The organism is Mycolicibacterium duvalii, from assembly GCF_010726645.1.
Taxonomy (GTDB): domain Bacteria; phylum Actinomycetota; class Actinomycetes; order Mycobacteriales; family Mycobacteriaceae; genus Mycobacterium; species Mycobacterium duvalii.
The window spans coordinates 2,316,553-2,340,515 of record NZ_AP022563.1; the positions used below are offsets into that span (position 1 = coordinate 2,316,553).

Sequence of the window (23,963 nt, forward strand, 5' to 3'; positions counted from 1 at the left end):
TCTCTCACCGATCGGTCCAACGTGTCGCACGTTCCACGTAGTCGGCGAACAGGGGTCTGATCCGCTCGGGATCCAGCCCGAAGTCCGACGGGTCCGTGGCGGGCTTGGGCTCACGTCGTGCCGCGTTGTGCGCCCACCACGACCGCATGCCGGACTCGAATGCGTCCGCAACGGGCTCGCCAAGCCATTCGTAGAGCGAATGGACCTCGGCGACCGGGTCTGCGGCCATTGCGCGGAAGTCGATGTCGAAAAAGCGATCGTCGGTGCCGGATTCGCGGAATTCCACCGCCCGCTGCATCCCGATCGACCATTGTTCGACATTGAGTGAACCCAGGTAGTTCCGGTCGAGGTGGTCGCTGAAGCCGCCGACGATGTCGGCGTACACCTCGGCTACTGATAGCAGTACGTCGGTGGGATCGCGGTGGGTCATCACGAACCGGGCATCGGGGAACACCCGGTCCAGATGGTGCAGCGACAGCACGTGGGCGGGTGACTTCAACCGCCAAGGTCGCCTGGGCTGTCCCCACTGCAGCAGCTTGAGCACCCGCTTCTCGTAGGCGTAGGCAGCGGTGAAGTCCGCGTGGTGCACCAGCCAAGCCGAATAGGTGGGGATATGGGCGAAGGCCTGAAAGATCTGCGAGGTGAAGGTCAGCGCCATCAGATCCAGACATTCCGCCGGTCCGTTCGGGTCTGTCGGAACGTGGTGGCGGCTGCCGGCGACCACCCGGTGGCCGGTCGGGATGCGGGGGTCGGGAGGGGTGACCGTCGACGGCGGAGGACAGGGCCGGGCGGCCTCCCAGCTGTGCAGGTATCGCACGGCGGGATCCTGGGCCAACAGGAACGACAGCGCGGTGGAACCGGTGCGCGGCAGGCCGAGTCCGAACAGCGGCGCGTCGATCGGTTCGTCGTCGATCTCGGGATGACGGTGATACCAGTCCTCGACCAGCAATCGCTGCCGAAGATGACCGATGATGCGCGGGTACAGATACGCGGCACCGCGGTCGTTGAGCCGAGCCTCCCGGGCCAGTGCGACCACCAGGATCTCGAGACCCTCCCGAAAGGTCTCGTCCCCGAAGTCGTCCAGACCGGTCTCATCCCTTGCGGTCCGCATCAACTCGTCCGGCGATGCCACGCTGCACCTCCTTCCGGAAGTATTCGAGACAGTACACTGCCACTAATATGGACGAGACGTCAAGGAAAACGGCCCGGACCTACCAGAGCCCGACGCGGCGCAGGCAGGCCGAACAGACGCGCGAACGCATCGTCACCGCCGGCAGTGAACTGGTACACCAGTACCGGAGTTGGGACTGGCGCGCTCTCACCTTCCGCGCCGTCGCCGAGCGGGCCGGCGTCGGTGAACGCACCGTCTACCGCCATTTCCCCACCGAACGCGAGCTGCACGACGCGGTGATGCGCCGGCTGGAAGACGAAGCCGGAATCGACTACGAGGCCGTCGATCTCACGAACCTCACCGACATCACGGACCGGTTCTTCGCCTCGCTGCGACGTTTCACCGTCGAGCGGACCGTGCGCCGGCCCGACGATCCGGTGTTCGCCGGAGCCGACGAACGTCGGCGCCGGGCGTTGCTGCGCGCACTTGGCGCGGAGGCATCCAACTGGCCGGAGCAGCGCCAACGCGCGGTCGCGGGTCTGCTCGACGTGTTGTGGAACCTGCCCGCCTACGAACGTCTGGTCGACGCATGGGAACTCTCCCCGGCCGACGCAGCGGAGTCGTTGACCTGGCTGGCCGGTCGGATCATCGCCGCCGTCCACGCCGGCGAAGGGCCCGCCACCGGCCAGTAATGTTGCTGCGGTGAGCTCCCGAATCTCGCGGCTGGCCCGCCACACCCTCAGCCGCGTGCTGGATCTGCCGCCGCCGGCCTGCGACTTCCACGTCGAGAAGTCACTGCGGGTGCCGATGCGCGACGGTGTCGAACTGATCGCCGACCACTACGCTCCGCAGACCGCGAAGCCGGCGGGCACCCTGCTGGTGCGGGGCCCCTACGGTCGCGGATATCCGTTCTCGGCGCTGTTCGGATCGGTGTACGCCGCGCGCGGCTATCACGTCGTGATCCAGAGTGTGCGCGGCACGTTCGGTTCCGACGGACAGTTCGACCCGTTCGTCAACGAGGTCGCCGACGGCGCCGACACCGCAGCCTGGCTGCGCGACCAGGCGTGGTTCACCGGCACTTTCGCCACCATGGGCCTGTCCTATCTCGGGTTCACCCAGTGGGCGTTGCTGACCGACCCGCCACCCGAGCTGCGCGCCGCGGTGATCACCGTCGGCCCCGACGATGTGAGCGGACCGCGGTGGGGCACCGGATCCTTCGGCCTCAACGACTTCCTCGGCTGGAGCGATCTGGTGGGACGGCAGGAGGACCCGAACCGGCTGCGCACACTGGTACGCCAGGCCGGCGCCCAGCGCCGCGTCACCAAGGCGTCGCTGGAGCTGCCGCTGGGGGCCGCCAGCCGCGCATTGCTCGGTGACGGCGCGCCGTGGTTCGAGTCATGGCTCGAGCACCCCGACACCGATGACCCGTTCTGGGCCAAGCTGTATCTGCGCGATCTCCTCGACCGCGCGGAGGTGCCGGTGCTGCTGCTCAGCGGCTGGCAGGACCTGTTCGTCGAGCAGACCCTCGAGCACTACCGCATGCTCACCGGCCGCGGGGTCCCCACCGGGCTCACCGTCGGCCCGTGGACGCACGGCGACATGATGACCAAGGCCGCACCGACGGTGCTGCGGGAGTCACTGGACTGGCTCGCGACCCACCTAGCGGACGCGGCCCCGCAACGGCGCGCCGCGGTGCGCGTACACCTCGCCGGGCACGGCTGGCTGGAAATGGCCGAGTGGCCGCCGGTGATGCCCACCCAGGTGCTGCATCCGCAGCCCGGCGGACGGCTCGCGCCCGCGGCGCCGGCCGCGGGCGAGACGGCCACCTTCGTCTACAACCCGGCCGACCCGACACCGACGGTGGGTGGGCGGCTGCTGTCGCCGGCCGGCGGTTACCGCGACGACACCGAACTCGCCCGCCGTGCCGATGTGCTGACGTTCACCGGCGCGCCGCTGGCCGCCGACCTCTTCGTGGTCGGCGCACCCGCGCTGGAGGTCGAGCACTCGTGCGCCAACCCGCACAACGACCTGTTCGTCCGGATCAGCCAGGTCGACCGGCACGGCGAATCCCGCAACATCAGCGACGGCTATCTGGCATCAGCACCCGACAGCGGCACCGTGCGCATCGAGCTCGACCCGGTGGCGTGGACGTTCCCGAAGGGCTCGCGGATCCGGGTGCTCATCGCCGGCGGGTCGCACCCGCGATTTCTGCGCAACCTCGGCACCGGGGAACCCGTGGCCGAAGCAACCACCTACCGGACCGCGCGGCATACGGTGCACCTCGGCGCGGCGACCCGGCTGGTCCTGCCCGCCGGCCCGCGCCCCCCGTCAGCCGACTGAGGCGCGCAGCTCCCCGGCGATGTCCTCGAGGTCGGCGTCGGCGACCACCGGCGGGCCCCACACCGGGTCGACGGGCAGTGTCACCCAACTGGCGCACCCGCGGTAGTCGGCGGTTCGGCACAGCCGCACCGGTGGCGCCAACGGCGCGGCAGACACCACCAGGGCGGTCAATCGGTGCCGCGGCCGGAAATCCAGCCGATCGGTGCGCACGGACTCCTCGGTCCAGATGTGCCGGCCGGCGATCGCGGCCAGATTCGCCGGCCGCTGCACCTCGACTGCTGCGACCACGCGGGCGCCGGCCCGCAGCACGATCGCATCGTCGGTGCTGTCCGCGGTTGCGGGCCCGAGCAGGTCGCGGTGCTCGGGCCGGACCCGCTCGGTGTGGCTGTGCGCGACGGTCGGAAACAACAGGAAACGGGAGGCGGCCACCTCGAACCGCTTCTCGTGGATGCCCCCCTTGCGCAGCAGCACGGTCTGCCTGCCGGCGAGGAGGGCGTGGATCGCCGCGCTCCACTCCTTGAGCGCCGGGGTGGTCATGCCATGTTCAACCGCGCGCGCACCTCGGGACGGCGCAGCGGCGGAACGGTTTTCGGTGGCTGTCTGCGCGGCTGCAGCCCGGTCAGCAGTCGCCGGGTCGACTCGGTGACCTCGGCGACCGCGGCCTCGAACGCGTCGACATTCGCACCGGAAGGGCGGGTGATGCCGCTGACCTTGCGGACGTACTGGCGCGCGGCGGCCTCGATCTCCTCGTCGGTGGCCGCCGGCTGCAGACCGCGCAGCTCGGTGATGTTTCGGCACATGGGATCCACGATAGGCCGCCCACCGCTGGCCGATACGGTGAGCGGATGAGCCACGACGACATCCTGCTGATCGAGACCCGCGACCGCATCCGGACACTGACGCTGAACCGGCCCGAAGCGCGCAACGCGCTCTCGGCCGCGCTGCGGTCCCGGTTCTTCGGCGCGCTGCGGCAGGCCCAGACCGATGATGATGTCGACGTGGTGGTCCTCACCGGCGCCGACCCGGTGTTCTGCGCCGGCCTGGACCTCAAGGAACTCGGCGACACCACCGAACTACCTGACATCTCGCCGAAGTGGCCGCCGATGACCAAGCCGGTGATCGGTGCGATCAACGGACCCGCTGTGACCGGCGGACTGGAGCTGACGCTGTACTGCGACATCCTGATCGCGTCCGAGCGAGCCCGCTTCGCCGATACCCACGCGCGGGTCGGGCTGTTGCCGACCTGGGGTCTGTCGGTACGGCTGCCGCAGAAGGTCGGCGTCGGGATGGCCCGCCGGATGAGCATGACCGGCGACTACCTGTCGGCCGACGAGGCGCTGCGCTGCGGGCTGGTCACCCAGGTGGTCCCGCACGACCAGCTCCTCGACACCGCCCGCCAGGTCGCCTCCTCCATCGTCGGCAACAACCAGAAGGCGGTGCGCGCGCTGCTGGCCTCGTATCACCAGATCGACGAGGCGGCCAACGGCGCCGCGCTGTGGCAGGAGGCGGCCGCGGCGCGAGAGTGGATGAGCAGCGCGACCGGCGACGACATCGCCGAAAGCCGAAGCGCGGTGATCGAGCGGGGTCGTTCCCAGGTCCGCTGATCGACGGTTGACAGCCCCCCGGTGCCACCCGGCACAGTCGAGACATGACTGACGAACCCGCCGCCCCGGTGGTCAACCATCACGCGGACCACCCGGGTTTCAGCGGCGTCCTCGGAATCCTGTGCGCGCTGGTCTTCGCGGTGACCGGCCGGCGTTCGGGCCGGTTGGCCGTCGAGCTGACCGGGGTGACGGCCGATGACCACGTCGTCGATGTCGGATGCGGCCCCGGCACCGCGGCACGGGAGGCGACCCGCCGCGGCGCCCGCGCGACCGGCGTCGAACCGTCGGCGTCGATGCTGCGGGTGGGCCGGATGTTCGCGCGCCGCAGCGGCGTCACGCTGCGCGAGGGCGGCGCCGAGGCGCTGCCGTTGCCCGACGCGTCGGCGACCGCCGTGTGGGCGCTGGCCACGGTGCACCACTGGCCCGATGTGGGCGCCGGCCTGGCCGAAGCGCACCGGGTGCTCGCGCCCGGCGGCCGGCTGCTGGCGGTCGAGCGGCAGGTCAGTCCCGACGCCACCGGGTTCGCCAGTCACGGCTGGACCGCCGCGCAGGCACAGGCGTTCGCGCAACTGTGCCGCACCGCGGGCTTCACCGAGGTGGCCGTGGACTCCGAGCGTCTGGGTCGCCGAGAGGTGTGGGCGGTCAGCGCGTTCCGGCCCTGACCGGGCTCCTGGTCAGCCCGTGCCCGGAACCAGCCACCGGCCCGAGAGCACGCGTGCGCCGACGAAGATCAGGCGCAACACCATGAACGTGCTCAGCCCGGCCCAGATGCCCAGCAGACCCCAGCCGAACGCCAGAGAGAGCCAGACCAGCGGCAGGAAGCCCAGCAACGCGCTGGCCACGGTCGCGTTGCGCATGAAGGTCGCATCCCCGGCGCCGAGCAGGACCCCGTCCACCGCGAAGACGATGCCCGCCACGGGCAACTGCGCCACCAGGAACCACCACGGCACCGTGATCTCGTCGAGCACCGTCCGGTCGTCGGTGAAGATCGCCGGCAGCACCGGCGCGCCGAGCGCGAAGATCGCGGCCAGTACCGCGGCGGCCGCAGCGGAGAACACCGTCACCCGCCACGCCACCGACTTGGCGTGGGGCAACTGGCCGGCGCCCAGTGCCGCGCCGACCAGCGACTGCGCCGCGATCGCCAGCGAATCGAGCACCAGCGCAAGGAAATTCCACAGCTGCAGCACCACCTGGTGGGCGGCCACCGCCGCGGCCCCGAAGCGCGCGGCCACCGCCCCGGCCGAGACGAAGCACGCCTGGAACGCCAGGGTGCGCAACACGAGATCGCGGCCCATCACCACCTGGGCGCGCAGCACCGACGGCAGCGGCCGCAGTGCGACCCGCTCCACGATCAGCGCCCGGAAGAACAACAGCGCCGCCAACCACTGCCCGACGATGTTGGCCAGCGCCGAACCGGGCAGCCCGAGCTCGGGCGCACCCAGCCAGCCGTACACCAACAGCGGGCACAGCACCGCCGACACCCCGAAGCCGAAGACCACGTAGCGCAACGGGCGCACGGTGTCCTGTACGCCGCGCATCCATCCGTTGCCCGCGGCCGCCACCAGGATCGCGGGTACCGCCAGGCTGGCGATCCGCACCCAGGGCAGCGCGGCATCGGCGATGTCGCCGCCGGCGGCGAGCGCGGAGACCAGCGGAACGGCCGTCAATTGGACCGCGATGACGACGGCGGTCCCGATTCCGATTGCCAGCCAGGTCGCCTGCACGCCCTCCTGCACCGCGGCGGTGCGGTTGCCCGCGCCGTAGAAGCGGGCCGCGCGCGCGGTGGTGCCGTAGGACAGGAACGTCAGCTGTGAGCTGAGCACCCCCATGATCAGCGCTCCGATCGCCAGTCCGGCCAGGCTGAGCGCACCCAGACGGCCGACCACGGCGAGGTCGAACAACAGATACAGCGGCTCGGCGGCCAGCACCCCGAGGGCCGGGAACGCCAGCGCGGCGATCCGTCGGCTGGTCGCCGGCGAGGTGGAATCGGTCAAGGCGCCGCCGGACCGCGATCAGCCCAGAGCACTGCGCAGCGCCGCGACGACGTCGTCGGCCGTTCCTGTGGCGGTGTACCCGGCTGCCAGCCGATGCCCGCCGCCGCCGAAGGTCGCGCCGACGGCGGACACGTCCAGCGCCTTCGACCGCATCGACACCGACCACTGTTGCGGCGCAATCTCTTTGAAGACCGCCGCAACTTCGGCCTGCTGCGTCGTGCGGACGATGTCGACAATGCTCTCGACTTCCTCGGGGCGCGCCGCCGACCACTCGTCGTGCGGAACGACTGCATAGACCAGGCCCTGGCCGGCGGCGGCCTCGGCCACCAGGCGCGCCGACCCCAACACCCGGGAAAGCATCGGCAACCACGCGAACGGGTGGGTGTCCAGCAGGGTCCGGCTGATCCCGGCGTTGTCCACGCCGAGCTCGATGAGCCGGGCCGCCAGCCGGTGGGCGCGCGCAGTGGCCCACCGGAACGAGCCGGTATCGGTGGTCAGGCCCGCATAGAGACAGTGCGCCACGTCGACGTCGATGGGCTTGTCCCACGCATCGAGCAGCTCGGCCACCAGCATCGTGGTCGAGTCCGCCGACGGGTCGACGAAGTTGGCCGACCCGAACAGCGTGTTGGATGCGTGATGGTCGATGACGAGCACCGCGCGGCCGGGCCCGGCCAGCTCAGCCAGGGTGCCCAGCCGATTGACGCTCGGGATGTCGACCGTGACCACCAGGTCGGCATCGCGGCGGATCTTGTCTGGCGGCACCAGCAGGTCGCCGCCGGGCAGGGAGTGCAGCGATTCGGGCAGCTCGTCGGGGGCCGCGAAGCTGACCTGGACGTCTTTACCGACTTGGTGGAGTACCAGCGCCAATGCCAGACCGGCGCCGATGGTGTCCGCATCGGGGTACACGTGGCTGACCACGCTGACGGATCGCGCCGAGGACAGCAGGTCCACGGCGTCACGGGCATCGATCCGCCCAGCTGCGGTCGAGGCGTCAGTCCTCGAATCTGTCGCGGTCACCAGCGTCCTCAGCATCCGGCCCCCGGCCTGCCTCGTCTCCCCCGCCGGCCGCGCCGTCGGGTGACGTCCCCACCGCCTGATCCTGACGATACGGGTCGGCGTCCCCCGCAGGCTTGGCGCCTTGACGGACTCTGGCCAAATCCTCATCCGCCGCCCGCGCCCGAGCCAGCAGTTCCTCCATCCGGTGCGCGGCGTCGGGCACCGTGTCCCGGGCGAACGCCAGGGTCGGCGTGAACCGGACACCGAGGCTTGCGCCCACTTTGGAGCGCAACACCCCGGTGGCCTTGTCCAGCGCCGCGGCGGCACCCGCGTAGTCGGGCTCGTCGTCCAGAGAACTGCCCAGCACCGTGTAGTACAGGGTGGCGTCGTGCAGGTCGTTGGTGACCTTGGCGTCGGTGATCGTCACGCCGGCGAGCCGAGGATCTTTGATCTCGTACTCGATGGCCGACGCGACGATCGTCGAGATCCGCTTGGCCAGCCGACGCGCCCGTGCGGGATCAGCCATCATTCTCCTCGCGCAAGCGCTCGTCGGTCACACGCTCCTCGCGCAAGCGCTCGTCGGTCACTAAACGCGTTCCTTCTCGACCAGCTCGTAGGTCTCGATGACGTCGCCTTCCTTGATGTCGGAGTACGTCAACGTCAGACCGCATTCGTAGCCCTCGCGCACCTCGGTGGCGTCGTCCTTCTCCCGCTTGAGCGAGGACACGGTGAGGTTCTCGGCGACCACCACGTTGTCGCGGAGCAGCCGGGCCTTGGCGTTGCGGCGCATGATCCCCGACTGCACCAGGCAGCCGGCGATATTGCCCACCTTCGAGGAGCGGAAGATCGCGCGGATCTCGGCGCGGCCGAGCTCCTTCTCCTCGTAGACCGGCTTGAGCATGCCCTTGAGCGCGGCCTCGATCTCGTCGATGGCCTGGTAGATGATCGAGTAGTACCGGATCTCGACACCCTCGCGGTTGGCCAGCTCAGTGGCCTTGCCCTCAGCGCGGACGTTGAAGCCGATGATGATCGCATCCGAGGCCGACGCCAGGTTGACGTTGGTCTCGGTGACGCCACCCACGCCGCGGTCGATGACCCGAAGCTGCACTTCGTCGTCGACCTGGATGCCCAGCAGGGCCTCCTCGAGCGCCTCGACCGTACCGGCGTTGTCGCCTTTGAGGATCAGGTTCAGCTGGCTGGTTTCCTTCAGCGCCGAATCCAGGTCTTCCAGGCTGATCCGCTTGCGGCTGCGCGCGGCCAGCGCGTTGCGCTTGCGCGCGCTGCGCCGGTCGGCGATCTGACGGGCGATCCGGTCCTCGTCGACGACCAGGAAGTTGTCACCCGCGCCGGGCACCGACGTGAAGCCGATGACCTGCACCGGACGCGAGGGCAGGGCCTCTTCGACGTCCTCGCCGTGCTCGTCGACCATGCGACGGACACGTCCGTAGGCGTCGCCGGCCACCACCGAGTCGCCGACGCGCAGCGTGCCGCGCTGGATCAGCACGGTCGCCACCGGTCCGCGGCCGCGGTCCAGGTGCGCTTCGATCGCCACACCCTGGGCTTCCATGTCGGGGTTGGCCCGCAGGTCCAGCGACGCGTCGGCGGTCAGCACCACGGCCTCCAACAGGGCCTCGATGTTGACGTTGTTCTTCGCCGAGATGTCGACGAACATCGTGTCGCCGCCGTACTCCTCGGGGATCAACCCGTATTCGGTGAGTTGCCCGCGGATCTTGGCCGGGTCGGCGCCTTCCTTGTCGATCTTGTTGACCGCCACCACGATCGGCACCTCGGCCGCCTGGGCGTGGTTGACCGCCTCCACCGTCTGCGGCATGACGCCGTCGTCGGCGGCGACCACCAGGATCGCGATGTCGGTGGCCTTCGCACCGCGGGCACGCATGGCGGTGAACGCCTCGTGACCGGGGGTGTCGATGAAGGTGATCGGCCTTTCGTTGCCGTCGAGGTCGACGGTCACCTGGTAGGCACCGATGTGCTGGGTGATGCCGCCGGCCTCGCCCTCGCGGACGGTGGCGTTGCGGATGGTGTCCAGCAGTCGGGTCTTGCCGTGGTCGACGTGACCCATCACGGTGACCACCGGCGGCCGGAACTCCAAATCGCCCTCGTCTCCTGAATCTTCTCCGTAGGAGAGGTCAAAAGACTGCAGCAGCTCGCGGTCCTCGTCCTCCGGGGAGACGACCTGGACCTTGTAGTTCATCTCGCCGCCGAGCAGCTCGAGGATGTCGTCGCCCACCGACTGGGTCGCGGTGACCATCTCACCGAGGTTGAACAGCGCCTGCACCAGCGATGCCGGGTTGGCGTCGATCTTCTCGGCGAAGTCGGACAACGAGGCGCCACGAGCCAGCCGGATGGTCTCGCCGTTGCCGTGCGGCAACCGGACGCCGCCGACGACCGGCGCCTGCATGTTCTCGTATTCGGCGCGTTTCGCCCGCTTCGACTTGCGGCCCCGCTTGGGCGCGCCGCCGGGACGACCGAACGCACCGGCCGCACCGCCGCGCTGGCCGGGACGGCCACCGCCGCCGGGACGACCGCGGAAACCACCGCCGGCGGGAGCACCGCCACCGCCGCCGCGGTAGTTGCCACCACCACCGCCGCCGCCGGGGCGACCGCCGCCACCGGGACCGGGACGGGGGCCGCTACCGGGACGCGGACCACCGCCGGGACGGGGGCCGCCACCGGGGACGGGACGGGCACCGGGCGGACGCGGCGGCATGTTGCCGGGCGTGACACCGGGACGCGGACCGCCGCCCGGGCGAGGACCACCGGGACCGGGCCGGGGGCCGCCGGGGCCCTGCGGCCTCGGGATCGGCCGCTCGACGGGCTGCTGGGTGGAGAACGGGTTGTTGCCGACGCGCGGCGTACGCGCGGCGGGCTTCGGCGCGCCCGGCTTGGGTGCGGCCGGTCCCGGACGCGGGCCCGGAGTCGGACCGGGCCGGGGAGCCGACGGTGCAGCCGGCGCGGCCGGCGGTGCGGCGGCGGCCGGCGTGGGCGGAGCCGGGGCGGGCCGCGGCGGCGGAGCCGCGGCCGGCTGCTGGGCAGCCGGCGCCGCGGGCTTGGGCGCGGGCTTCTTCTCGGGCGCGGCCGGCTTGGGCGCGCCGTTGCCGCTGGGCTGGGCCTTCTCGGCGGGCTTGCCGCCGCCGAAGGACTCCCGAAGGCGCCGGGCTACCGGCGCCTCGACGGTCGATGATGCCGATTTGACGAATTCGCCCTGTTCACTGAGTCGGACGAGCACTTCTTTGCTTGTGACACCGAGTTCTTTGGCCAACTCGTGCACGCGGGCCTTACCTGCCACTACTTCTCCTGTTCGAGAGGCGACAGCGGTGGTTGGCGCCGCGCCTCGGTTTAGCTATGACGCATGGTCATCGGGACTTCACGGTGTGCTCATGTTCTTCGCTACCTGTTCTTCTGCGGCCGGGTGATCAGGGCGCCTCGGCACCTGCGCCGACGTGCTCCATCACCGCGGTGATGTCCGGTGAACCGGTGATCCGCAGCGCTCGGCCGAATGCTCGCCGACGAATCGCCGCGTGCAGGCACTGCGGATCGGGATGCAGCCAGGCACCCCGCCCCGGCAGTGTCCTCGCTGCGTCAACGGTCACAGTGCCGGGGCCATTCCCCGGACCGTTCCCGTCGGTGACAACGACAACCCGAAGCAGTTCGACGGCCAGCTCTCGTTTCCGGCACCCGATGCACGTCCGCACTGGTCCCCCGGAGGGGTGGGCGGTGCTTCTGCGCATCCGAGCCGATGTCTCGCGCTGGATCACAGCTGAGTCTACCGCCACCCCGGTGGCGGAAGGAAAACCGGTGCGATTGGCCGAATCGGCGTGGCGTCCTCGCCCCCGATCGTCGCTCCGCTCAGTACTCGATCTTCGCTCCCGCTCAGTACTCGATCTTCGCTCCCGCTCAGTACTCGATCTTCGCTCCCGCTCAGTACTCGATCTTCGCTCCCGCTCAGTACTCGATCTTCGCTCCCGCTCAGTACTCGATCTTCGCTCCCGCTCAGTACTCGATCTTCGCTCCCGCTCAGTACTCGATCTTCGCTCCCGCTCAGTACTCGATCTTCGCTCCCGCTCAGTGATCCCCCGGCACGTTGCGCGCGGCGTCCGACCGCGACGGGCGGCGATCGGATTCGCCGTCGGCGTCCGCGTCGTCACTGCGGATGTCGATGCGCCAGCCGGTCAACCGGGCCGCCAGCCGCGCGTTCTGGCCCTCCTTGCCGATGGCCAGGGACAGCTGGAAGTCAGGCACGATGACCCGCGCCGCCCGCGTCGCCTCGTCGATGACGGTCACCGAGATCACCTTGGCCGGCGACAGCGCGTTGGCGACGAAGCGTGCCGGGTCCTCGTCGAAGTCGATGATGTCGATCTTCTCGCCCGACAACTCGCTCATCACGTTGCGGACGCGCTGGCCCATCGGGCCGATGCAAGCGCCTTTGGCGTTGAGACCGGGCATGCGCGACGCGACCGCGATCTTGGAGCGATGCCCCGCCTCCCGGGCCACCGCGACGATCTCGACGGACCCGTCGGCGATCTCCGGCACTTCCAGCGAGAACAGCTTGCGCACCAGGTTGGGGTGCGTCCGCGACAATGTGATCAGCGGCTCGCGGGCGCCGCGGGTGACCCCGACGACATAACACCGCAGCCGGTCGCCGTGCTCGTAGCTTTCGCCGGGCACCTGCTCGGCGACCGGGATGACACCCTCGGAGCCCTTGGTCTCGCTGCCCATCCGCACCACCACGAGCCCGCGGGCGTTGGCCCGCGCGTCGCGCTGGATGACCCCGGCGACGATGTCGCCCTCCCGCGCGGAGAATTCGCCGTAGTTCTTCTCGTTCTCGGCGTCGCGCAAGCGTTGCAGGATGACCTGCCGGGCGGTGGTGGCCGCGATCCGGCCGAAGCCCTCCGGGGTGTCGTCCCACTCGTGCAGCACGTTGCCGTCGGCATCGGTCTGCCGGGCCATCACCTTGACCACCCCGGTTTTGCGGTCGATGTCGATCCGCGCATCCGGCTCGTGACCGTCGGTGTGCCGATAGGCGGTCAGCAGCGCGGACTTGATGGTGTCGACGACGACGTCGACGCTGATCCCCTTGTCCGCCTCGATCGCGTGCAGGGCAGCCATGTCGATGTTCACGCTCTAGCCCTCCTTTCCGGATTGGCCGGCCAGCTCCAGCTCACGCGGATTGGGCGGCGAGAACTCCACCTGGACAACAGCTTTGGCAATACTTTCGAGTGCGACGTCACGCACCGTGTACTGGCTGCGGGCGCCCTCGCGCACCACCAGCCGCACCGCTTCGCCCGCGACGGGTCCCAGTCGCCCGGTCAGCGTGGACCCGTCCGACAACGTCAGCTCCACCTTGCGCCCGTGCGCGCGCCGGTAATGGGTGGGAGTGGTCAGCGGCCGGTCGACGCCGGGCGACGTCACCTCCAGGACGTAGGCCGGGGTGTCAAGCTCATCGAGCAGGCCCGAGGCGGTCTTGGACAGTTCGGCGATCGCATCGAGATCCAGACCGGAGTCGCTGTCGGTGACGACGGTGATGCGGGGTGGCCGGGCGGCAGGATCGATCGCAACGTCCTCGATGTCGAACCCGGCGCGCGCGAATGCCGCCTCGAGCAGTTCGATCACCTGTCCCTGCGACGGCAATCCCGTAGACCGCTCAGCCACGGCGAGCTCCTCGTGTTGAATTGTCACCGACCCGGTCTGCGGCATCTCTCCCGCGAACCGCTGCCTACGATACGCCAGCAACCGGGGGCACCTGCCGGAACTGATGCTGCGGCCAACCGGCAGCCGACCGCCTGGCAATATGTGGCACGTGTCGAGCCAACCGCCGATCGTCAGCCGCCGACGGGTCCTGACCGGCGCGGCAGGGTTGGCGCTGCTCAGCGCGACGGCGCTGACCTCGGCGGGGTGCAGCACCGCCCCTCCACCGCCCGACCTCGACGACCTGACCACGGCCCTGGACCGGGCCCGGGCCGACAGCACCCTGGCCGCCGACGCTGCGGCTACCGCGCGCGGCGCGACCGCCGACACGCTCACCGAGATCGCCGCCCAGCGGGCGGCGCACGCCGAGGCGTTGTCCGACGAGATCATCCGGATGACCGGCCAACCCGCACCCACGACATCGGTGACCATCACCACCGCCACGTCGGCGGCGGCGAACACGCCGGCTCCTGCCCCGCCGACGGCGAAAGACGTCGCCGGTGCACTGCGCTCGTCGGCCGACACCTCCGCATCCGCGGCCGCCGCACTGTCCGGGTATCGGGCCGGGCTGCTCGCCTCGATCGCCGCCGCCTGCACGGCCGCCTACACCGTCGCGCTCGAACCGGCAGCAGGGCCACGATGACGTCGTCCGAGCCGGTCCCGACCCGGCCCAGCGACAGCGCCGACGGCTCGCTGTTCGACGCCGTGGCCACCGAACACGCCACCATCTACGCGTACGGGATGGTCTCGGCGTTCTCCCGGCCGGAGATCAACTATCTGGTCGCCGACGCGATGGTCGAGCACCGGAGACGCCGCGAGGAGGGCATCGCGCTGCTCGAGGAACGTGGGGTGGCCGCTCCGCTGCCCGCCGCCGGCTACGAACTGCCGATGGACGTCGACGATCCGACCGGAGCCGCGCAGCTCGCCGTGCGGCTCGAGCAGGACACCGCCACCGCGTGGCGGGCCGTCGTCGAACAGGCGGCGGACGAGTCGGTACGGGCGTTCGGCGTCGCGGCGATGATCGAGACCGCGGTCACCGCGGCGCGGTGGCGCGCCGTGCTGGGCACCACCCCGGTCACGGTCGCGTTCCCCGGCGGCACCGAGTAACGGCTCAGCGGACGGCGGCGGCGATCTCGGCGGCCGCGTCGGCCACCGGCAGGTCGCGTTTCTCGCCGCTGAACCGGTTGCGCAGTTCGACTACGCCGTCGGCCCAGCCGCGCCCGACCACCACGATCCAGGGCACTCCGAGCAGTTCGGCGTCCTTGAACTTCACCCCCGGAGAGGCCTGCCGGTCGTCGAGCAGCACCTCGATCCCGACCCGGTCGAGCTCGCCGGCCAACTCGGTCGCCCCCGCCCGGGCCTCGGCGTCCTTGTTCGCGATCACGACGTGGACCCCGAACGGCGCCACCGAACCCGGCCAGCGCAGCCCCAGCTCGTCGTGCTGCTGCTCGGCGATCACCGCGACCAGCCGCGACACGCCCACGCCGTAGCTGCCCATCGTCAGCCGCACCGGTTTGCCGTCCTCACCGAGCACGTCGGCGGAGAACGCGTCGGTGTACTTGCGACCCAGCTGGAAGACGTGACCGATCTCGATGCCGCGGGCGGCCACCAGCGGACCGGCACCGTCCGGCGACGGGTCCCCCTCCCGGACCTCGGCGGCCTCGATGGTGCCGTCGGGCGTGAAGTCACGGCCCGCGACCAGGCCCACGACGTGGCGGCCCTGTTCGTCGGCGCCGGTGATCCATGAGGTTCCGTCCACCACGCGAGGATCGACCAGGTAGCGAACACCGTTGGCCTGCAGCGCCTTCGGCCCGATATACCCCTTGACCAAGAAGGGATGCCGGGCGAAGTCGGCGTCGTCGAGCAACGCGTACTCGGCGGGTTCCAGCGCCGCGCCGAGCCGCTTGTCGTCGACCTCGCGATCGCCGGGCACCCCGACGGCCAGCAACTCCCACTCGCCACCCGGCTCGCGGACCTTCACCAGGACGTTCTTGAGCGTGTCGGCGGCGGTCACGGTCCGGCCGGCGAACTGCGGCAGGTCGGCCTCGTTGGCCCAGTCGACCAGCGTGGCGATCGTCGGTGTCCCGGGGGTGTCGTACACCGTGGCCGGCGGCTGCCCGTCGACCGGAATCGGATCGGGAACCAGCGTGACGACCGCTTCGACGTTGGCGGCGTAGTCGGACTCCAGGCAGCGCACGTAGGTGTCCTCACCGACCGCACTCTCGGCGAGGAACTCCTCCGAGGCGCTGCCGCCCATCGCACCCGACACCGCCGAGACGATGACATAGCGGACCTCGAGCCGGTCGAAGATCCGCTGGTAGGCCTCGCGGTGCGCGCGGTAGGCCTTCTCGAGCCCCTCGTCGTCGACGTCGAAGGAGTAGGAATCCTTCATCAGGAACTCACGGCCGCGCAGGATCCCGGCCCGCGGACGGGCTTCGTCGCGGTACTTGTTCTGAATCTGGTAGAGCCGCAGCGGGAAGTCCTTGTAGGAGGAGTACTCGCCCTTGACCGTGAGCGTGAACATCTCCTCGTGGGTGGGGCCGAGGAGATAGTCGTTGGCGCGGCGGTCCTGCAGCCGGAACAGGTTGTCGCCGTACTCGGTCCAGCGGTTGGTGGCCTCGTACGGGCCCCGGGGCAGCAATGCCGGGAAGAGGATCTCCTGGCCGCCGATGGCGTCCATCTCCTCGCGCACGATCTTCTCGATCTTGCGGAGCACCTTGAGCCCGAGCGGCAGCCAGCTGTACAGGCCGGGGCCGACCGGACGGACGTAGCCCGCCCGAATGAGCAGCTTGTGGCTGGGGACTTCGGCGTCGGCCGGATCGTCGCGCAGAGTGCGCAGGAACAGCTCGGACATGCGGGTGATCACAGGCGACCACCCTACTGCCCCCTACTGCCCCCGCGACTTCGGCGTGATTCTCGTCGCTGAGCGACGACAACCACGCCGAAATCGCTGCCGGCTAGAGCTCTCCGGCGTCGATCGCGTCCTTGACTTCCTGCGCGTGGGCCACCTGCTCGGCGGTGTACTTGATGAACAACGCGACGCCGCCGACGACCACCGCGACCGCGGCCACCCACAGCAGACCGTAGGTATAGCCCTGGTCGAGCGCGTGCAATTGGGCGGGGTTCATGTCCTTGACCGGGCCGTTGGTCCCGCCGAGGTACAGCGTGCGCGACGTGATCACCGCCTGGATGATCGCCAGCACGACGGGCCCGCCGAGGTTCTGCAGCATCAGCGCGATCGCCGACACCGGGCCGATCTGGTCGAAGCCGACACCGGCGATGGCCGAGAGCATCAGCGGCACCACGATCATGCCGATGCCCAGCCCGCCGACCGTGATGGGCAGGACCAGGTTCGGGAAGTACGGGATGTTGGCGTCCAGCGTCGAGCCGTAGATCATCGCCGCGAGCACCAGCACCCCGCCGCCGATCACCAGCAGACGCGGCGGGAACTTCGACACCAGCGCCGAGGACAGGCCCAACCCGATGCCCAGCGCGATGACGAACGGGATGAAGCCCACACCCGCACGCAGCGCGCTGTAGCCCATGATGTCCTGCACGTAGAGACCGATCAGCACCGTCAGGGTGAACATCACGCCGCCGGCCAGGAAGACCGCGGCGAACGTGGCGACCCGGTTGCGGTCGTAGAACAGCTCGAAGGGCACGACCGGGTTCTCGGCGGTCCGCTCGACCCACAGGAATGCGATCAAACAGCCCACCGCGGCGACCGCCGAACCGATCGTGATCGGCGCGGACCACCCGGCTTCGGGACCCATCGAGAACGCGAACACCGCGGCGGTACAACCCATCGTCGCCAGCAGCGCACCGGCCGCGTCGAGCTTGAGTCGCTCCCGGGTGGTCTCCCGCAGGGTTTTGCGGGCCAGATAGATCATCAGCAGACCGATCGGCACGTTCACCAGGAACGCCAGCCGCCAGGAGACCTCGGTCAGGGCACCGCCGACCACCAGCCCCATCACCGAGCCGACGCCGGTCATCGCGGCGAACACCGCGGTGGCCGCGTTGCGGGCCGGCCCCTTCGGGAAGGTGGTGGCGATCAGCGCCAGTGCGGTCGGCGACGCGATCGCCGCGCCGACGCCCTGCAGCAACCGGGCGATGACCAACGTGGCCTCGTCCCAGGCGATTCCGCACAGCACCGACGCGATCGTGAACAGGGTGACGCCGACGATGAAGGTGCGCTTGCGGCCGATGGTGTCGCCGAGGCGGCCACCGAGCAGCATCAGACCGCCGAAGGTCAGCACGTAGGCGGTGATCACCCAGCTGCGGCCGGCATCGGACAGACTCAGCTCGTCCTGGATCTTCGGTAGCGCGACGATGGCGATGGTGCTGTCCATCGTGGCCAGCAGCTGCATACCGCCGATCGCGATCACCGCGGCGATGAAGCGCCGCGAGGGCAGCCATGCCGGGGTCCTGCCTACGTGTGCTCCGTCGCCTCCGCGGCCACCAGCCGTCTCACCCGAACCCGAGATCTTCGCGGGCAGGGCCCGACCCGAGGTCCGGTCCGAACCCCGCTTGTCCCTGCGTTCAGCATCACGGTGGATGGCGGCACGCTCCGCATCGTTGAGAGCCGTCATAACGAGCTACCCTACAGTAATCTTAAGAATCCTCTAAGCGCCGAAGCCTGCGACTGCTCCTATCACGATGATCGCGGGTGGCCGGATGCCGTCCGAGCGGATCCGTTCCGGCGCGTCCGACAGCGTCGCCCGCAACGTCCGTTGCGCGCTGGTGGTGCCGTGCTGCACCACCAGCACCGGCGTATCCGCTGGTCTGCCGCCTTTGAGCAGAACCTCGGTGAAGAGCTCGATGCGTTCGACGGCCATCAGCAAAACGATCGTGCCGCTCATCGCGGCCAGCGCATCCCAATTCACTAACGATTCGGGGTGCCCCGGCGCAACATGGCCGCTGACCACCACGAACTCATGATTGAGACCGCGGTGCGTGACCGGAACGCCGGCGAGTGCGGGCACCGCTATGGCACTTGTCACACCGGGCACCACACTCACCGGAATCCCCGCGTCGGCACACGCGATGATCTCTTCATAACCGCGCGCGAAGACGAACGGGTCGCCGCCTTTGAGCCGCACGACGAACTTGCCCGCGCGCGCCCGGTCGATGAGCACTTCGTTGATCGCGGCCTGCGCCATGGCCCGGCCGTACGGAATCTTGGCGGCGTCGATGACCTCGATATCGGGCGACAGTTCGGCGAGCAGTTCCTGCGGCGCCAGGCGGTCGGCGACCACGACGTCGGCGTGGGCCAGCAACCGCCGTCCGCGCACGGTCATCAACTCCGGGTCCCCCGGGCCGCCGCCCACGAGTGCGACGCCGCCCTTGACGACGCCGGGTGCGTCCTCGGCGCTCTCGGTGATCAGGCCCTGCTGCAGCGCCTCGCGGATCGCGGTGCGGATCGCCGCGGACCGCCGGTGTTCGCCGCCGGCGAGCACACCGACGCTGAGCCCTTCGTGGTCGAAGGTCGCCGGGGTGACGGCAGTGCCTTCGACCGCGATGTCGGCCCGCACGCAGAACACCCGTCTGGTCTCGGCCTCGGCCACGATCGCAGCGTTGACGTCCGGGTCGTCGGTGGCGGCGATCACATACCAGGCCCCTTCGAGATCACCGTCACGAAAGGGCCGCAGCGTCAGCGTGATTCCGTCGATGGCCTCCACGACCGGGGTCGCGGCCTTGGTGATGACGTGGACGTCGGCGCCGCTGGCGACCAGCAGCGGGAGCCGCCGCTGCGCCACGGTGCCCCCGCCGACGACGACGACCTTCTTGCCGGCGAGCCGCAGACCGACCAGGTAGGCATCATCGGTAGACATGGAGCGTGTCACCCGGCGAGCTTAGAGGTTGCCGCCGCCGCCACGAAGCCGGCGACACTGTCCGGCGCAGCGGCCGGATGGGTGTGCAGATACGCCGCGTGCACGCGGTCCTGCACGACGCCGTCGTCGAGCACGCGCCCGCCCGGCCCGCGCAGCCGCCACGCCGGTTGCACCGGCGCCGTGAATTCGACTGTGGTGCGGTGAAATTCGTGACCGACCACCCGCTGCCCGATGGCGTGCAGTGGCGAATCGGCCACCGCGACCGCGTCCCGGTACCCGAGCGTGAGCCGGTCGGTGAACCGCGCCGAGCCGCCGATCACCCCGCACATCGGCGCGCCGTCGAGGTCGTCGACCAGATAGGTCAGCCCTGCGCACTCGGCGTGGATCGGCCCGCCGCGCGCGGCCAGGGCCGCGATCTGCCGGCGCACGGTCTCATTGGCCGACAGTTCGGCGCCGAACTCCTCCGGGAAGCCGCCGGGCAGCACCAGCGCGTCGGTGTCGGCGGGTAACGGCTCCCGCAGCGGATCGAACTCCTCGACCTCGGCGCCGGCGCCGCGCAGCATCTCGACGTGCTCGGCATACCCGAAACTGAAGGCCCGTCCCGCCGCCAGCGCGATCCTCACGGGGCCGGTGACCGGCGCGCGCGCCGCCGGCGTCCAGCACTGGTCAGAGACCCGGCTGGCCGCGGCCGCCAGCACCGCCGGCAGATCGACGTGGCGGGTCACCAGCGCGGTCATCGCCTCGATCGCGGACTCGGCGCGGGCACCGTGTTCGATCGCGGTGACCAGGCCGAGATGTCGTGACGGCACGCTGAGTTCATCCGTGCGCGGGATGGCGCCCAGCACAGGCACTCCCGCCTGCTCGCAGGCTTGCCGCAGCACCGCGTCATGCCGCGCGGAACCGACACGGTTGAGAATCACCCCGGCGATGCGCACCGCGCGGTCGAACGTCGCGAACCCGTGCAGCAGTGCCGCGATGCTGTGGCTCTGGCCGCGGGCGTCGACGACGAGCACCACCGGGGCGCCCAGCAAGCCGGCCACATGTGCCGTGGAGCCACGCGCGGCGCCGGTGCTCGCGACCTCGCTGATCCGCCCGTCGAACAGGCCCATCACACCCTCCACGACGGCGATGTCGGCGTCGTCGCTGCCGTGCCGGTAGAGCGGGCCGATCAAGTGCTCGCCGAGCAGCACCGGGTCGAGGTTGCGGCTGGGCCGGCCGGCCGCCAGCCTGTGGTAACCGGGATCGATGAAGTCGGGCCCGACCTTGAACGGGGCCACCCGGTGCCCGGCCCGCCGCAACGCCCCCATCAGCCCCGTGGCGACCGTGGTCTTCCCACTGCCCGACGCTGGCGCGGCGATCACCACCGCCGGGGTGCTCACCACTGGCAGGCCCGTCCGTCGTGGTTCGCTGCGCTCACCACTCGATCCCTTTCTGGCCCTTGCGACCCACGTCCATCGGATGCTTGACCTTGGTCATCTCGGTCACCAGGTCCGCGGCATCGACCAGCGCCTGCGGAGCATCGCGGCCGGTGATCACCACATGCTGGGAGCCGGGCCGCGCCGTCAGTGTCGCGACCACCTCGTCGACGTCGACCCACCCCCATTTGAGCGGATAGGTGAACTCGTCGAGGACGTAGAAGTCGTGGCGCTGCTCGGCGAGCCGGCGGGAGATCTCGGCCCAGCCCTCAGCGGCGGCCGCGGCGTGGTCGGCCTCGCTGCCGGCCTTGCGCGACCACGACCATCCCGATCCCATCTTGTGCCACTGCACGGGTCCGCCCACGCCGCGCTCGTCGTGGGCGCGACCGAGTTCGCGCAGCGCACTCTCCTCGCCCACCTTCCATTTCGCGCTCTTGACGAACTGGAAGACCGCGATGTCGAAGCCCTGGTTCCACGCGCGCAACGCCATGCCGAACGCCGCGGTGGACTTCCCTTTCCCCGGCCCGGTGTGCACGGCCAGCAGCGGTACGTTGCGTCGCGCCCTGGTCGTCAGCCCGTCCTGCGGGACCGTCACCGGTTGACCCTGAGGCATCACGCCACCTTTCTCATGCCGCGCCGCGGCCGGCCTGCCCCCGCACCACCGCGGTCAGGGCGTCGGCGCGCAATTGATCCAGCCGCACCGCGGGCGCGTGCAGGGCACGCGCCAGCTCGTCGGCCAATCCCAGCCGGACGAAGGACGTTTCGCAGTCGACGACCACCGCGGCCGCCCCCTCGGCCACCAACCGGCCCGCCGCGATGCGGGTTCGCCCCAGCGGGTCGGGGCCGCCCGTGGCACGGCCGTCGGTCAGCACCACCACCAGGCTTCGCCGCGCCCGGTCGCGGGCCCGCTCGCGCACCACCATGTCGCGCGCGGCCAGCAGGCCCTGGGCCAGCGGGGTCCGGCCACCGGTGTCGAAACGTGACAACCGGCGACTGGCGACGTACACCGAGTTCGTCGGCGGCAGCAACACCTGGGCGTCCTGCTGCCGGAAGCTGATCACCGCGACCTTGTCCCGGCGCTGGTAGGCATCGCGCAGCAGCGACATCGTGGCCCCGCTGACCGCCGACATCCGATCGCGCGCGGCCATCGACCCCGACGCGTCGACGACGAAGATCACCAGATTGCCCTCACGGCCTTCCCGGACCGCTCGGCGTACGTCGCCGGGCGCCAGTCGCACCGGACCGGGCCCGTGCTGACGGGTCACGCCGGCCAGCACGGTCCCGAAGACGTGCACGCCGTGCCCATCGGCGGCCTCGGTGGCCACCGCGACGACGGTGCCGGTCCTATTGCGGGCGCGTGACCGGCGCCCCGGGGCACCGTCGCCGACGCCCGGCACCACCAGCGACCGGGTGCGGAACGCCGCGGCTGGGGGCGCACTGGGCCGTGTGGTTGATTTCTGTTGCCCCGCAATATTTTCCGATGCCGGCTCGGGATTCTCGCCGCCACCGTCCGGACGATCGGGGTCCGGATCGAAGTCCGGATCGGGCGGCTCGTCCGGCGGCTCGTCCTGCGTCGACTCCCCTGCCTGCTGCATCGCGTCGTCGAGGCGGTCCTGATCGAGGCCGGGATCGTCGAACGGATCGCGACGGCGCCGGTGCGGCAGCGCGAACTCGGCGGCGACGCGGATGTCCTCCTCGGTGACCTCGCGGGCCCCGCGCCACGCCGCGTGTGCGACGGCCGTTCGGGCCACCACCAGATCGGCGCGCATGCCGTCGACGTCGAACGCGGCGCACACCGCCGCGATGCGCCGAAGCTCGCTGTCGGGCAACGCGACCTCGGGTACCAGCGCACGGGCGTGGGCGACTCGGGCGGCCAGTTCGGCGTCGGCGTCGGCGTAGCGCGCGGCGAATCCGTCGGGGTCCGCCTCATAGGCCAGGCGCTGCCGGATGACCTCTGCGCGCACCTCGACCTCCCGCGAGGCCGCCACGTCGACGGTCAGGCCGAAGCGATCCAGCAATTGAGGACGCAACTCGCCCTCTTCGGGGTTCATGGTGCCGATCAGCACGAACCGGGCGTCGTGACTGTGTGACACGCCGTCGCGCTCGATGTGCACCCGGCCCATCGCCGCGGCGTCGAGGAGGACGTCGACGAGATGGTCGTGCAGCAGGTTGACCTCATCGACGTAGAGCACGCCGCGGTGGGCTCGTGCCAACAGTCCCGGCGAGAACGCGTGTTCGCCGTCACTGAGCACCTTCTGCAGGTCCAACGACCCGACGACACGGTCCTCGGTGGCCCCGATCGGCAACTCGACCAGCTGGCCGGCGTCGCCGTCCGACGCGGCGGCGAGCACGTGCGCCAGCGCGCGCACCGCAGTGGATTTCGCCGTACCCTTCTCGCCGCGGATCAGGACCCCGCCGATGTCGGGACGCACCGCACACAACAACAGCGCCAGCCGCAGCCGGTCGTGGCCGACCAGCGCGCTGAACGGGTAAAGCGACTGCGGCGCAGAGGCGGTCACGGCTTCACCATCGGCACGTGGGGTATCCCGTCGTCGAGGAATTCGTCACCGTCGCGCACGAATCCATGGCTGTGGTACATCTCGGTCAGGTAGGTCTGGGCGTCGATGCGGCAGGGATGGTCGCCGACTTCGGCCAATGCGGCCTGCAGCAGCCGTGCAGCGTGCCCGTGTCCCCGGTGATCACGCTTGGTGCACACCCGGCCCACACGGAACGCCTTGCGCCCGCCCGCATGCTCCTCCATCAGCCGCAGGGTGGACACCACCGTGCCGTCCGGACTCTCGAGCCAGAAGTGGCGTGTCTCCGCGAGCAGGTCCCGGCCGTCGAGCTCGGGGTACGGCGTGGCCTGCTCGACGACGAAGACCTCGACCCGCAGTCTGAGGAGTTCGTAGAGCGTCGCCGCATCCAGGTCCTTGGCCCAGCTACGGCGCAGCGCGACGGTCATGGCG

General features: G+C 70.4%; 24 protein-coding genes. 6 read left to right on the plus strand and 18 right to left on the minus strand.

Going from position 1 to position 23,963, the window contains the following annotated elements; all coding sequences use genetic code 11:
- Positions 1–4: 4 nt before the first annotated feature.
- Positions 5–1,132: a sulfotransferase family protein gene (locus tag G6N31_RS10900; RefSeq protein ID WP_098001955.1), complete on the minus strand. Its 1,128-nt coding sequence runs from the start codon at positions 1,130–1,132 to the stop codon at positions 5–7.
- Positions 1,133–1,179: 47 nt separating this feature from the next.
- On the opposite strand from G6N31_RS10900, the gene G6N31_RS10905 reads away from it, so the two are divergent.
- Entirely contained in the window at positions 1,180–1,803 is a 624-nt protein-coding gene (locus G6N31_RS10905; protein WP_098001956.1) for a TetR/AcrR family transcriptional regulator, read from the plus strand.
- Between the two features lie 10 nt (positions 1,804–1,813).
- The gene (locus tag G6N31_RS10910; RefSeq protein ID WP_098001957.1) at positions 1,814–3,451 is read left to right on the plus strand and encodes a CocE/NonD family hydrolase; all 1,638 of its coding nucleotides are present in this window, start codon (positions 1,814–1,816) and stop codon (positions 3,449–3,451) included.
- Here G6N31_RS10910 and G6N31_RS10915 read toward each other — a convergent pair.
- The gene (locus G6N31_RS10915) at positions 3,440–3,988 is read right to left on the minus strand and encodes a DUF1802 family protein (RefSeq protein WP_098001958.1); all 549 of its coding nucleotides are present in this window, start codon (positions 3,986–3,988) and stop codon (positions 3,440–3,442) included. The genes G6N31_RS10910 and G6N31_RS10915 overlap by 12 nt on opposite strands.
- The gene (locus G6N31_RS10920; RefSeq protein WP_163722136.1) at positions 3,985–4,251 is read right to left on the minus strand and encodes a DUF2277 domain-containing protein; all 267 of its coding nucleotides are present in this window, start codon (positions 4,249–4,251) and stop codon (positions 3,985–3,987) included. Before G6N31_RS10920 ends, G6N31_RS10915 begins: the two co-directional genes overlap by 4 nt.
- 45 nt (positions 4,252–4,296) lie before the next feature.
- On the opposite strand from G6N31_RS10920, the gene G6N31_RS10925 reads away from it, so the two are divergent.
- Complete coding sequence (locus G6N31_RS10925; RefSeq protein ID WP_098001960.1) at positions 4,297–5,055, plus strand: enoyl-CoA hydratase; 759 nt, start codon at positions 4,297–4,299, stop codon at positions 5,053–5,055.
- Between the two features lie 44 nt (positions 5,056–5,099).
- The gene (locus G6N31_RS10930) at positions 5,100–5,717 is read left to right on the plus strand and encodes a class I SAM-dependent methyltransferase (RefSeq protein WP_098001961.1); all 618 of its coding nucleotides are present in this window, start codon (positions 5,100–5,102) and stop codon (positions 5,715–5,717) included.
- A gap of 12 nt (positions 5,718–5,729) precedes the next feature.
- On the opposite strand, the gene G6N31_RS10935 is transcribed toward G6N31_RS10930, so the two are convergent.
- From G6N31_RS10935 to rimP, 8 genes are all read right to left on the minus strand, one after another.
- A complete protein-coding gene (locus tag G6N31_RS10935; RefSeq protein ID WP_098001962.1) occupies positions 5,730–7,049 on the minus strand; it encodes an MATE family efflux transporter in 1,320 nt (439 codons plus the stop codon).
- A gap of 18 nt (positions 7,050–7,067) precedes the next feature.
- Positions 7,068–8,081, minus strand: coding sequence for a DHH family phosphoesterase (locus G6N31_RS10940; RefSeq protein ID WP_098001963.1), 1,014 nt, complete (start codon positions 8,079–8,081; stop codon positions 7,068–7,070).
- Positions 8,041–8,571 carry a 30S ribosome-binding factor RbfA gene (gene rbfA, locus G6N31_RS10945; protein ID WP_098002053.1) on the minus strand — a complete coding sequence of 177 codons (531 nt, stop codon included), beginning with the start codon at positions 8,569–8,571 and terminating at the stop codon, positions 8,041–8,043. Before rbfA ends, G6N31_RS10940 begins: the two co-directional genes overlap by 41 nt.
- A gap of 60 nt (positions 8,572–8,631) precedes the next feature.
- A complete protein-coding gene (gene infB / locus G6N31_RS10950) occupies positions 8,632–11,352 on the minus strand; it encodes a translation initiation factor IF-2 (protein ID WP_163722138.1) in 2,721 nt (906 codons plus the stop codon).
- A gap of 127 nt (positions 11,353–11,479) precedes the next feature.
- Entirely contained in the window at positions 11,480–11,821 is a 342-nt protein-coding gene (locus G6N31_RS10955; RefSeq protein WP_098001965.1) for a YlxR family protein, read from the minus strand.
- 8 nt (positions 11,822–11,829) lie between these two features.
- Positions 11,830–12,186, minus strand: coding sequence for a hypothetical protein (locus G6N31_RS27770; RefSeq protein WP_353961774.1), 357 nt, complete (start codon positions 12,184–12,186; stop codon positions 11,830–11,832).
- The gene (gene nusA, locus G6N31_RS10960) at positions 12,129–13,184 is read right to left on the minus strand and encodes a transcription termination factor NusA (RefSeq protein ID WP_098001966.1); all 1,056 of its coding nucleotides are present in this window, start codon (positions 13,182–13,184) and stop codon (positions 12,129–12,131) included. The genes G6N31_RS27770 and nusA overlap by 58 nt, the downstream gene beginning before the upstream one ends.
- Before the next feature lie 3 nt (positions 13,185–13,187).
- Positions 13,188–13,715 (minus strand): ribosome maturation factor RimP, encoded by a 528-nt coding sequence (gene rimP / locus G6N31_RS10965; protein ID WP_098002054.1) that lies wholly within the window; start codon positions 13,713–13,715, stop codon positions 13,188–13,190.
- A 139-nt stretch (positions 13,716–13,854) separates the two neighbouring features.
- Here rimP and G6N31_RS10970 point away from each other — a divergent pair, with 139 nt between their 5' ends.
- Both G6N31_RS10970 and G6N31_RS10975 read left to right on the plus strand, forming a co-directional pair.
- On the plus strand, positions 13,855–14,394 hold the full coding sequence (locus tag G6N31_RS10970; protein ID WP_098001967.1) for a hypothetical protein: 540 nt from the start codon (positions 13,855–13,857) through the stop codon (positions 14,392–14,394).
- Positions 14,391–14,858 carry a ferritin-like domain-containing protein gene (locus tag G6N31_RS10975; RefSeq protein ID WP_098001968.1) on the plus strand — a complete coding sequence of 156 codons (468 nt, stop codon included), beginning with the start codon at positions 14,391–14,393 and terminating at the stop codon, positions 14,856–14,858. The genes G6N31_RS10970 and G6N31_RS10975 overlap by 4 nt, the downstream gene beginning before the upstream one ends.
- A 4-nt stretch (positions 14,859–14,862) precedes the next feature.
- Here G6N31_RS10975 and G6N31_RS10980 read toward each other — a convergent pair whose 3' ends face one another.
- From G6N31_RS10980 to G6N31_RS11010, 7 genes are all read right to left on the minus strand, one after another.
- The gene (locus tag G6N31_RS10980; protein WP_098001969.1) at positions 14,863–16,617 is read right to left on the minus strand and encodes a proline--tRNA ligase; all 1,755 of its coding nucleotides are present in this window, start codon (positions 16,615–16,617) and stop codon (positions 14,863–14,865) included.
- A 91-nt stretch (positions 16,618–16,708) separates the two neighbouring features.
- Positions 16,709–18,340, minus strand: a complete 1,632-nt coding sequence (locus G6N31_RS10985; protein ID WP_098001970.1) for an MFS transporter — start codon at positions 18,338–18,340, stop codon at positions 16,709–16,711.
- A 33-nt stretch (positions 18,341–18,373) separates the two neighbouring features.
- Positions 18,374–19,582, minus strand: a complete 1,209-nt coding sequence (gene cobA, locus G6N31_RS10990) for a uroporphyrinogen-III C-methyltransferase (protein ID WP_098001971.1) — start codon at positions 19,580–19,582, stop codon at positions 18,374–18,376.
- Positions 19,583–19,590: 8 nt separating this feature from the next.
- Positions 19,591–20,961, minus strand: coding sequence for a cobyrinic acid a,c-diamide synthase CobB (locus tag G6N31_RS10995; protein WP_098002055.1), 1,371 nt, complete (start codon positions 20,959–20,961; stop codon positions 19,591–19,593).
- 34 nt (positions 20,962–20,995) lie between these two features.
- Positions 20,996–21,610, minus strand: a complete 615-nt coding sequence (gene cobO / locus G6N31_RS11000; RefSeq protein WP_098001972.1) for a cob(I)yrinic acid a,c-diamide adenosyltransferase — start codon at positions 21,608–21,610, stop codon at positions 20,996–20,998.
- Between the two features lie 13 nt (positions 21,611–21,623).
- Positions 21,624–23,516, minus strand: coding sequence for a magnesium chelatase subunit D family protein (locus G6N31_RS11005; protein ID WP_098001973.1), 1,893 nt, complete (start codon positions 23,514–23,516; stop codon positions 21,624–21,626).
- Complete coding sequence (locus tag G6N31_RS11010) at positions 23,513–23,959, minus strand: GNAT family N-acetyltransferase (RefSeq protein ID WP_098001974.1); 447 nt, start codon at positions 23,957–23,959, stop codon at positions 23,513–23,515. Before G6N31_RS11010 ends, G6N31_RS11005 begins: the two co-directional genes overlap by 4 nt.
- Positions 23,960–23,963: the final 4 nt, after the last annotated feature.